The sequence below is a fragment of the Synechococcus sp. H55.11 genome, from assembly GCF_047462475.1.
GTDB lineage: Bacteria > Cyanobacteriota > Cyanobacteriia > Thermostichales > Thermostichaceae > Thermostichus.
This window is the reverse complement of the sequence record NZ_JANSJI010000020.1, coordinates 1-10,738: the sequence shown is the minus strand read 5'-3', so window position 1 is coordinate 10,738 and position 10,738 is coordinate 1. Positions and strand designations below refer to the sequence as shown.

Genomic DNA, 10,738 nt, shown 5'->3' with positions numbered 1-10,738 from the left:
TAACAAACCGTAGTCTGGCTGGGGCGGATCCCGTCAAAAGCGAGTCTCGAACTCGATGGAAATGACGTTGTTGCCCTCGAGGTCGGTGCTGGCGCGGGTGAGGGTTTGTTCGTTGAGGCGGTAGCGGGCGCTGTAGCGGGTGGGCTGAAAGGGATCCGTCAGGTTGCGCTGCACCGAGAGGGAAGTGGCGGGCCCCAGATCGCGGGCCACTTCCAGGGCCAGGCCCACCGAGGAACGTCTGGGGGCACGGGTATCGACCTGGGGGACGGGGCTGAGGCGAACCTCATCCAAGCCGAGGGTGTCCCGCAGCGTCTCCACCACATCGTTGAGCAAGGCGGTTCCCGCCAGCCCGGCCACCCCGGCTTCGGGGTTGAGTTGGGCCAAAGCTGTTCCCCCCAACAGGGCGACTATCTCTTGGGGGGAGCGGCTGGGGCTGCTGGAAAGGGCCAGAACACCATTGCGGGGATCCGCAGCCGCAAGCTGGCTGGCCCGTCCGTTGACAGTGGCCAAGATCTCGATGCTCTGCTGGGATCCCGGTAGGGTGCGGTTGGTCTCAAAAGGAGAGAGCTCCTGGGGAAAGCGATACACCTCGAAGGCTTGGGTCACCAGGCGCAGGTTTAAAAAAGGATCGAAGGGGTTGTCCAGGTCAAAGGTGGCGGTGTTGGGGCGGGAGCGATCCAGGCGAAAGTTGGCAATGGGCAGGCTGACGCGGCCTCGCTCCAGGGCAATGGTGCCCGCCGGACGTAGATCTTGGGGAGTGCCAAACAGGCGCAAGCTGCCGCTGGCGTTGAACTCAAATAGGTTGGGGCGCTGCACGCGGATCCCAGGTCCCAAGACCAGCTCTAGACCGTTCAGCCGCGGCTGCCAAAAGGGATCTACCTGAGTCGCGTCTGTAGGAGCTGCCGCTTGGCGCGGGCTGACATCGACGATTCCATCGGAGATCTCTAGGTGTCCCTCCATCAGAGGCCGCAGCAGCAGGCCGCCCACCGTCACCTCTCCTTCCAGGCGGCCTGTGTAGAGGTTGGGCAGGTTGAGCTGGATCCCTTGCAGTTGCAGCGTTAAGGGTGGCGCGGTCTCGTCCCTCTGCAGGGCGCCGCGGGAGTTGACGGGCAAAAAGCCGTTGGCCAACAGGGATCCGCCCCCCAACTGGCCCCGCAGCTCCCGCACCTCCAATTGGTTGAGGTTAAAGACAATTTGGCCGGTCAGGTCGGTGATGGGCTCCGGCAGGGCGGCCAGTTTGAGGATCCCGGAGCCGAGGCTGAGGTTCCCCTGCAGGCTGGGCTCTCGCAAGGTGCCGCGGATGGCCAGCTCCAGTTGGCTTTGGCCGCCCTCCCAGCGCACCTGGTCGGTGAAGAGGTTGACCAAGCGCAGGCCGCCATTCTCGGCTTGCAGGCTGAGGTCGATCTGATCCGAGGCGGCCCGCACCTTCGCAAAGGGCAGGGTGTAGGGCACCAGGCCAGAGAGGCGGATCGGCTCGTCGCCGTTGGCCAGCAGGGCGCCTTCCAAGCGCAGTTGTCCCTGGTGGTAGTCAAATTGTCCCCCCACCTCCTGCAGCGGCACCTGGTTGATCTGGGCGTTCACCACCGTCAGGGAACCGCGGGCAAGGGGATCCCGCAGGTTGCCTGCCAGCTCCACATCCAGGTTGAGATCCCCTTGGAGTTCCAGCCCATCCGGCAGGAAGCGATCCAGCAAAGCCAGAGGAAACCCTTGAATTTGCAGGGATCCCGACTGTTCCTCCAGGCCCAACTTGCCGGTGAAAAGGGCTTGGCGTTCCCCACTGCGCAACAGCAGCGGCTGCAACACCACCGCCCCCTCGACCAGGCTGCCGCTGGCGGTGAGGCTTTCAACACCAAACTCCTCCGCTTGCCAATTCTGGCCCTCCAGGTGAAAGCTGACGCTGGGCCGGTTGAGGTTGCCGACGAGGCTGACGCTAGCCTGAAATTCCCCCCGCAAGCTGGTGGGCGGCGGGATGCGGGGATCCATGCGGCTGGCCAGGGCCTCCAGGTGGGCAGCCAGGATCTGGGCGTAGTATTCTAGCTGCTCCCAGAGGGGATGGTTGGGCAGACCAACCGGATCCGTCCGCAGCACCGCGGCAGGGCCCAAAGGTGGCAGCCGAAAACCGCGGCTGGTGATATCGCTCCACTTCCGCCACTTGAAAGTAGAAATGATATCTTCCAGGCGACCCCGGCGGGTGCTGATCTGCAGGTCGATTTGGGGAACGGGAGCCGCCGAGGTGGGATCCAGAGAGGTCGCCGGCAGCTCCAAAGTACCGCTGGCGGTGTAGAGGCTCTGGAACAGCTCCAGTTGGGCTTGGGCAAGGGTCAGACGAGCGGGGCGAGAGTCGTCTCCAGGGTGGTAAGCGAAATCCACTGCAAGGCCCTGCGCCTCGAGATTGCCCAGTCGCAGCCCCTCGACCGCAGCTTGACCTTGAGCAGCGCCACTGGCCAGGTCAAGCGCCACCTCCCCATCGAGGGTTCCCTGCAAGCCGGCCCATGCCCCAGCAGCCACCCCCCCCAGCCAAGCTAGCGGCAAGCGGTTCGCCACCACCTGCAGCTCATCTTGCTGTCGTTGGCCGCGCACTTCCGCCTCGCCCCGCCGCAGCTCGAACTGCAAGGGTCGAAACTGGGGATCCAACTGCAGCGCCAGCCGCTCCCGCGTCCCCGCTAGCTCCACCGTCGTCCCCTGGCTAGACCAGCTAAAGGGCCCAGCCAAGTCGGCAAAGGCTACCTCCCCCACCTGCAAGCCGCGCAACTGGGCCTCCCCCGTCACCTGTAACTCCTCCAGGGAGCCGCGGAGCTGCCCGGATCCCTGCAGCACTCCTGCCACCCTCGGCGGCAGGCCGGGTACTTCTGCCAGGGGGATCCCGTCAGCGGCAAAGTTCAGATCCAGGGATCCCACCTGCAGCGTCTGCGGGTCTACGGGGATCCGTCCCTCTAGCCTGGCCAAGCGGGTGGTGCCGGCCAAGATCTCTGCCTGCTGGATACGCAGGTCAGATCCTTCCCAAGCTAGCTGGCCGCGGATGCCGTCAACCCATGGCCATCCCCTCTCTCCCAAAGGCTGGGACAGGGCTAGCGACCCTTGCGCTCGCAACGCCGCCAGGAAACCCACCTCCGCCGCCTCCGCCGTGTTCATCTGCGCCATCAGCTCCCCGGAGAGGGATCCCGGCCACTGGGGGTTAAAAAAGGCCAGCGGCAGATCCTGGGGAGCCAGCCACGCCTGGAGTTGCCCTGCCGCCCACCTTCCCGCCACCTGGGCCCGGCCCCCGCCCAGCTCCAACACGGCCTGCGGCACCTCCACCGCCCAGCCCCCCGCCTCGGGCAAGATCTGAAGCTGTCCTCTGCCGGCAATCTCTCCCCCTTGGGTTTCCCAGGTGGCCTCCACCTGGGGCCGGGATCCCGTCAGCGCCACCTGTACCTGAGCACTTACCGGCCCCGCCCAGGGCAGCTCGCCCCGCCGCGGCAGGTTGAGGTCGTAGAGGGCCAGCACCTGCTCCACGTCGGCCCCGCTGACCTGCAAATTGAACTGGCCCGCCAAGCCGGCAGCCCATTGCAGTTGTCCGGATCCCTGGATGCGTCCGCCGGCGGCCTTCAGGTCAATTTCCTCAAAGGCCAAGGTCTGGTCGGCCCAGCGGAAGCCAAAAGCATATTCCGGCACCGCCAGGCGATCCACCTGCCCCGGCGAGATCCCTTGCAACTGCCCTTGGATCTGCGGCCCCTTGAGCGGCCCAGTAACCGCCAGGGATCCCGCCACCACCCCTGCCGCCGCCACCGGCAGCTCAAAGTTGAAAGTCTCCTGGATTTGCTGCCAACTGGCTGGAGCCATGACAGCTTGCAGATTGAACCCCTCGTTGTCGCCGAAGGCAATGGAGCCGTTGAGATCCCCGAAAGAGAGCTGGCCAAAGCGACCGCTCACCCCCTGCAGATCCAGCTCCTCTAGGGTAAAGCGAACAGAGCCCTTCACCTCTTCAAAAGGATGCGGCAACCTCTCCAACCCCAGCCGCGCCTGCTGAACCTGGGCTTGCCCCGTCAACTCCCAAGGGCGTTCTCCGCCCCAGAGGACTTGCAGATCCAGACTGGTCTCCCCTTCCACCTCGGTCAAGGGCGCCGCCGGCAAGACGCTGGGCAGCAGCTCCAAAGGCAGACGCTGGGCGGCCAGCGTCACCGCGCCAGAAGCCTGGGCGAAATCCGCCACCCCCCTAAGCTGCAAGGGATACCCTCCTTCCCTCTGCAGAGGACGCAGCCGCGCCGAGAGCTGGAAACTGGCCCGATCCCCTCCCCCCGGCGGAGCACTCAGCCACACCTGCACCTGGCCCTGCAGATGGTCAAACTGGCGCCGCTCCCCCACCAAAGGGATGGCCGTCAGGGATCCCTCCTGCAAACGGACGTTCAGCCCCTGCAAGGGCAGGGATCCCTCCCCTTCTGGAAGTTGAAACTGCACATCTGCCCAGCCGCGATCCAGCGTTTCCATCAGCAGCAACTGGGGCCGGTTCAGGGTAATGTTGAGCACCCACTCGCCTGTTTGTAGCCAGGTCCAAAAGTCGGGGCTGAGGTCGATAGAGCCGATGCTGGCCAAATGTTCGATGTGGCTTTCTCCCAGCCTCACCTGCCAAGGGGCCACAAACCTTACCTCCCCCAATTCCACCCGCCGGCGCATCGCCTGCGAGAGGGTTTCTTCTACCTGGGGCAGCACCTGATTTTGAAGATACGCCCCGATTCCCCAGGCGGCGCCCAAGGCAGCAGCCGTCAAGCCCAAACCCAGCCCCGCCCCCACCCCAATCCAGGTCTTGGAGGAGAGGGGAAATCGTTGCTCTTTCTCGCGCTGATCTTCGCCCAACACCCACCCTCAGGGATCCGAACCACCCCAGTTGAGAAGCCCTGTTTGGCCCGCAGGCCGGCCTCCTCTGAATAGGGGAAGCTGCCCCCATCCTACCCAAGGACTCCCGGCCTGCCACGAGGGGACAGAGAGAAGAGATCCCTGCCCCCAGCCGCAATCCCCTGCCCGCGGAAAAATACCGTCTCGCCCGCAGGGATGCTAAGCTATCTCCACGCCCGAGATCGGGCCTCCATCTTCTGTCGAGATAGACAAAAGGAGAAAAGCCATTCCGGAACCTCTGTCTCTGACGGTCAGCTTGCGCGGCAGCCACGAAGCGCTGCAAAACTGCCAGGTCTTTTACCTGACGGGCCTTCTGGATGCCTTTTCTGAGCCGGTCTTTGTTAAGGTGATCACCAAATACTTAGAAGAGGGATCCCCCAACCTTATCCTGGATTTGACGGGGATCGACTTCATCGATAGCTCTGGCGTCGGTGCCCTGGTGCAATTGGCCAAGCTGGCACAGGGCCGTGGAGGTATCTTTCAGGTGGTGAGCAACCCCCGCGTCACCCAAACCGTGAAACTGGTGCGGCTAGAAAAGTTTTTGTCCTTGCGCAACTCTCTGCAGGAAGCCTTGGATCGCCTGAGGGAGGAAGGCACGGGCAATCCAGAAACCACCTGATACATGGGCCTGGGAACTTTTTGGGGGATCAGTGCTGGAGCCGGGGATCCCGAGTGGCTGACCCTCAAAGCAGCCCGCATCCTCGGCGCCGTCCGCTGGGTGGCCTGCCCTCAGAACGCCATCGGCCAGCCGGGTTTAGCCTATCAAATCGTGCGCCCCTGGCTGCGACCGGAACAAACCCTATTGCCGTTGCATCTGCCCTTTGTTACCCAAGTTGAGCTTCTGCAGGCGGCCTGGCAAGCGGCTGCCGAGCAACTGGCCCCGCTTCTAGAACGGGGTGAGGATGTGGCCTTTGTGTGTGAAGGGGATGTGGGCCTCTACAGCACCTTTGCCTACCTGGCCCAGGCCCTGCAGCAGCGGATCCCTGACTTGCCCATCCAGGCCATACCGGGGGTGTGCTCTCCCCTGGCTGCCGCCGCCGCCCTCGGATCCCCTTTGGCGCTCGGCTCCGAGAAATTGGCGATTTTGCCTGCTCTCTTTGCCCTGGCGGAGCTGGAGGCGGCCTGCGCCTGGGCGGACGTGGTCGTGCTGATGAAAGTGGCCCCCGTCTATCCTCAGGTTTGGCAGTGGCTGGCGGCAAGAGGCTGGCTGCAGCAGGCCAGCTTGGTGGTTTGGGCCGGTTGGCCGCAGCAAGTTCTCTTCCCCACCCTGGAAGGATTGGCCGACTATCGCCCCCCCTACTTTTCCCTGCTGATCCTGCGTTGTGAACCTCGGAATTAGTTTAACTTTTCTTTTATAACTTAAGGCCTGGATAGAGCCGGCTTGTTTCCCTAGAAGAAGGGGAGAGATTGGGCTGGTCAGAGGCCAAGCAGCCCCAATCCAGAAGGCAGGGATCCCTCTATTGAGCTACATCAAAAAGAGATGAAAAGACCAAGTTAAAGGAATGATCCAGCCCGTTAAGAATGGTTGCTGCCCTTGGAAGCGAGATCGATTACAGGTTAGATTATGGGTGTGGTGATTCAGGCGAGGAGGATAATATCTCATCCCCATCAAACGCGAGACACCGCTTCTCGATTCAATCAAATCCAAAAGGCTCCGTCAGTCAACAGTTTGATCTCAACTTCCGATCCGTTGCTGCGGCAGGCTTTTCTGAGAAGTGGATGTCTCGCCAAGCAGAGCACCTGGTACCTACGACAGGTTTTCCTCGAAGTAGAACATGGGAGTTAAAGCAGATAGCTGTTGGGTTTGCTGTAGAGGCCACGAGGGAAGCAGGGAAGTACTCTTCCGGAAGCAAGTTTCTCAAGTGGTTTTGCCAGATCGAGAAGCTCAGCCGGCTATTTTGAGTCTCCACGCATGAGCGAGTGCAAGTAGGAAAATCGGTGATCGGGTTCAGGTGCTCTCAACCTGCAGGCTCTGGCAAGGTGAAGCCAATGCTTAGTGGGACAAGGGCTGCGGGCTTTAGCAATTCTTCGAGGTTCTCTCAGTTCATAGTTCCACTCTCGCTTTCAGGAGGTTGCTATGTTTGCTTTTCTGTCAAAGATTGCTAGAGCAGTTATCCGCATATTTGCTCCTGACAAATCCGATCTGGTGGAAGTGGGTTACCAGCCCATTACGGATGATGTCTATCGCATCAATGGCTCAGCCTGCCACGCTAGCGATCTGGAGATCTGATCGTAAGCCTCAGATTTGATTTGGGTTTTGGAGCACCCACGGGCATTGGCTCAAAAATCTTCGTTTCCAGAGTGTTGTTTGCTAACCAATTTGTTGAATCCATTTTTTGGAGTGCTCGGATCGGTTACGTGTTAGGACAGGACAACTGAATAAGCCTGGGTCAATCTGCGCTGCAGTTGGTCTGCGGCGGGAGAGGGTGGTTCTCCTCTCTGGGGTCAAGTTCTACCAGTTCAGTGGCGGCTCTGTTTAGAGGGCCGCCGCTTGTTATGGTTTGCAAGTTGTCTGGCAAAATAATAGGGATGCCCACGGTTGATGCGTGTTGCCTTCCCTTGTGGTTTATCCGGCTACGTCGGGTGATCTGGATTCCTTAGCCGAGGTTCTCGCGCAGGCTTTTCACCCCCCACTGGGTCTGCAGCGCTGGATCTACCCGATTCGCAAGCTAGGGATCCGCGAAGATTTGCGCCTCAAGCTGGCGGCCAGGGATCCCTGCTATTGCTGCCTGGCGGCGGCGGTGGGGGCCAAGGTGGTGGGAACTGCCGAGATCTCTCTGCGGCGCATGGCCCATGGCAAGTATCCCTATCTTTCCAACTTGGCGGTGCTGCCCGCTTGGCGGCGGCGCGGGATCGCCCGGCAGCTTTTGCTGAGCGCCGAAGGGGTGGTGCAGGGCTGGGGCTATCGCCAGTTGCATCTGCACGTGGTGGCGGACAATCTGCCCGCTCGACAACTCTATGCCCAACTGCGCTACACTCCCGTCCAGCGCACCTCTCAACTTTGGCAGTGGTTGGGGATCCCGCCCCAGCTTTTGCTCTGCAAGTGGCTGACGTAAAGTTATGTAAACTGGAAGGGGGGAGCTAGAGAGGTGTTGCCGTGATTGTCAAAAAAGTGGTGGGTAGGATTGGGCGCTGGCTGGGCCTGGCAGGGTTGTTTGCGGCTTTGCTGGTGAGCGTTGTGGGTGTTCAGTCTGCCCTGGCCCAGTGGGGCACCACTCCCCTGCCGGAGATCGGGGCGCCGGCCCCAGAGTTTGAGCTGCCGGATCAGTTGGGCCAGGTGCGGCGGCTGGCGGATTTTCGCGGCGAGTGGGTGGTGCTCTACTTCTATCCCCGCGACTTCACTTCCGGCTGCACGATCGAGGCCCGCCGCTTTCAGCAGGATCTGCCCAAGTTTCGGGCTCTGGGGGCGCAGATTGTGGGCGTAAGCGCCGACTCGGTGGACTCCCACCGGCGGTTTTGCACGGCAGAGGGGCTGCAATTTCCTTTGCTTTCCGATCCTGAGGGCACCGTTAGCCGCGCCTACGGCTCCTGGATGGGGGAGATGGCTCTGCGCAACACTTTTTTGATCGATCCTGACGGGATCCTGCGGGCCATCGACCCAATTGTCAATCCCTCTCGGCACAGCGCCGAGGTCTTGGCCCAGTTGCAAGAGCTGGCCCGGGCCGGCTAGTCCTGCGGGCCAAAGGTCTGCTCGAACTCTTGCAGCAGCTCGTCGATCTCCTCGAGGGCCTGGTTGACATCGATGCGCAAGCTGCCCAGGTCTGGCTTTTCCAAAAGCTTGACCAAAGCTGGCCGGCGCTCGCGAATGCGCTTGATGCGCTCTTTTAAGGCGGCAATTTCGACTGCGTCCATGGCTACAGAGATTGTTTCAACTCCTCCAGCCTATCGCTTTCCCACCCGGATCGTCGCTCACCGCGGGGATCACAGCCACGTTGAGGAAAATACCCTGGCCGCTTTTACGGCGGCCATCGAAGGCGGGGCCGACGGGATCGAGCTGGATGTGCGCCGCAGCGGCGACGGGATCCCGCTGGTTTTTCACGATGCCGAGCTGGAGGGCCAGCCGTTGGCGGCGCTCACGTGGGCTGAGATCCGCGCCCGCAAGCCCTCGATTCCCAGCTTGGAAGAAGCGCTGCTCCACGTCAGGGGCAGGATTGCCCTCGATATCGAGCTGAAAGAGGCGGGCTATGAAGAACAGATCCTCGCCCTTATCGGCAAGCTCTTGACCCCTGCAGAGTGTGTGATCACTTCCTTTTTGCCCCAGGTGGTGCAACGGGTGAAAACTCTTCTGGGACGCTCGCACCTTGAAGGGGCCGCCCCCCAGGTTGGCCTGTTGGTGGAAGCGCCGCCGAGGGAAGAGCAGGGATCCCCCTTGGCCTATTGCCGCGAGCTGGGGGCCGACTTTCTCGCTCCCCACTACGCTTGGCTGGACTTGCCGTTTTTGGCAGCGGCAGCCCGGGCCGGGATCCCGCTCTACGTCTGGACGGTGAACGATCCGGAGATCATGGCCTTCTGTTTGCGCCCGCCTGGGGAGGATCCCGTGGTTCAGGGGCTGATCACCGACCGCCCCCAGTTGGCGCTGCAAATTCGCGCCCAGCTCTGGGCCGCCTCCTGAGGATCCCCTGCCCTAGACCATGGGCACAAATTGCACCGGGAAAGCGCCCTTTTGCACCACCCCTTCTGGGGTTTTGTGGAGGATCAGCAAGGATTGGGATCCCTGGCTTTCGCCCACCGGCACTACCAACCGGCCCCCCACCGCCAGTTGATCCAGGAGCAGCATCGGCAGGGTTGGGGGGGCTGCTGTGACCACGATGGCGTCGTAGGGAGCGTGTTCCGGCCAACCTTGATAGCCATCTCCCTGGCGCACCTCCACGTTGCGGTAGCCCAAGGCAGCAAGGGTTTGCTGGGCACGGGCGGCTAAGGGGGACAAACGCTCCAGACTATATACCTGTCGGGCCAGCTCGGCCAAAATAGCCGCCTGGTAGCCGGATCCGGTGCCGATCTCCAGCACCACCGACTCAGGGGTGAGGCGGGCCGCCTCGGTCATAAAGGCAACGATGTAAGGCTGAGAGATCGTCTGGCCGTAGCCAATGGGCAGCGGGCAATCCCTGTAGGCGCGATCCTGCAGCTCCGGAGGAACGAAAAGATGGCGCGGCACCTTGCGCATTGCTTCCAGCACCCGCGGATCGCGGATCCCCCGCTGCAAGATTTGCTCCCTCACCATCCGTTCCCGTTGGGCAGCAAAAGGACAAGCCTGCCTCTCCCCACCGCCAGCAGCAGGCTCAGGAGCCCCCAACTCGGCAGCCCGGATCCCTGGGTCGGCAGTCCTCCTAAAAAAAGATGAGAACAGTCTGACCATTGGCCTACACCCTCCCAAGATGATGGGCCGCGGGGATTTTGCTCGAATGCTGCGCCGCAATTGCACAAGATCGCGGATCCCTGAAGGCTTCCACCTCGATCCTGGCCCACTTTCCCAAGGACTTCCAGCTTTCATCAAGAGATTGTTGCCAAGCCTGCTGCCGCAAAGTCTCTCGACAACCCGGAAAGCTGAACCCCTAAGGGTTGGGGAGGGCCAAAATTGTAAAGTTTTGTGCGCGATCCGTCGGGACGAGCGATTGCTGGCCTTTCTTTGCCCGCTCTAGTCTTTAAGAGAAAACCAGAAGCTCTTGCCGGAATTGACACAAAAATGCGGCACAATACTCTTAAAACAGCAAATTTCCCGACTTGCGCTCATCCGCCAGAACAATGTTAATATCTGTGTCGGGAAGTCTCCGTACTCCCTCGCGAACGCACCTTGAAAACCTTATGGATTCAAGCTTTTCCGGGGGTAGGGTTGATCCCTACCTTTTCCCCGCAAGGGGACGGAAAC

Annotated in this window: 9 protein-coding genes; 6 read left to right on the top strand and 3 right to left on the bottom strand. The window is 61.6% G+C overall.

Annotated features, from left to right (window positions below; translation table 11 throughout):
* Positions 1-33: 33 nt before the first annotated feature.
* Positions 34-4,833, bottom strand: a complete 4,800-nt coding sequence (locus NW853_RS00665; RefSeq protein ID WP_414347139.1) for a translocation/assembly module TamB domain-containing protein — start codon at positions 4,831-4,833, stop codon at positions 34-36.
* A 295-nt stretch (positions 4,834-5,128) separates the two neighbouring features.
* Here NW853_RS00665 and NW853_RS00660 point away from each other — a divergent pair, with 295 nt between their 5' ends.
* From NW853_RS00660 to NW853_RS00640, 5 genes are all read left to right on the top strand, one after another.
* Positions 5,129-5,491 (top strand): STAS domain-containing protein, encoded by a 363-nt coding sequence (locus NW853_RS00660; RefSeq protein ID WP_414347138.1) that lies wholly within the window; start codon positions 5,129-5,131, stop codon positions 5,489-5,491.
* 3 nt (positions 5,492-5,494) lie between these two features.
* Entirely contained in the window at positions 5,495-6,211 is a 717-nt protein-coding gene (locus NW853_RS00655) for a precorrin-2 C(20)-methyltransferase (protein WP_414347136.1), read from the top strand.
* Positions 6,212-6,949: 738 nt separating this feature from the next.
* Entirely contained in the window at positions 6,950-7,102 is a 153-nt protein-coding gene (locus tag NW853_RS00650; RefSeq protein ID WP_414332791.1) for a hypothetical protein, read from the top strand.
* Between the two features lie 316 nt (positions 7,103-7,418).
* A complete protein-coding gene (locus tag NW853_RS00645; protein WP_414332792.1) occupies positions 7,419-7,928 on the top strand; it encodes an N-acetyltransferase family protein in 510 nt (169 codons plus the stop codon).
* A 44-nt stretch (positions 7,929-7,972) separates the two neighbouring features.
* Positions 7,973-8,542 (top strand): peroxiredoxin, encoded by a 570-nt coding sequence (locus NW853_RS00640; RefSeq protein WP_414332803.1) that lies wholly within the window; start codon positions 7,973-7,975, stop codon positions 8,540-8,542.
* Here the strand turns inward: NW853_RS00640 and NW853_RS00635 are convergent.
* Positions 8,539-8,724, bottom strand: a complete 186-nt coding sequence (locus NW853_RS00635; RefSeq protein WP_414347134.1) for a hypothetical protein — start codon at positions 8,722-8,724, stop codon at positions 8,539-8,541. The two genes, NW853_RS00640 and NW853_RS00635, sit on opposite strands and share 4 nt — an antisense overlap.
* Here NW853_RS00635 and NW853_RS00630 point away from each other — a divergent pair.
* The gene (locus NW853_RS00630; protein ID WP_414347132.1) at positions 8,723-9,484 is read left to right on the top strand and encodes a glycerophosphodiester phosphodiesterase; all 762 of its coding nucleotides are present in this window, start codon (positions 8,723-8,725) and stop codon (positions 9,482-9,484) included. The two genes, NW853_RS00635 and NW853_RS00630, sit on opposite strands and share 2 nt — an antisense overlap.
* A 12-nt stretch (positions 9,485-9,496) precedes the next feature.
* Here the strand turns inward: NW853_RS00630 and NW853_RS00625 are convergent, their stop codons facing one another.
* Positions 9,497-10,228, bottom strand: a complete 732-nt coding sequence (locus tag NW853_RS00625; protein WP_414332798.1) for a protein-L-isoaspartate(D-aspartate) O-methyltransferase — start codon at positions 10,226-10,228, stop codon at positions 9,497-9,499.
* Between the last annotated feature and the right edge of the window lie 510 nt (positions 10,229-10,738).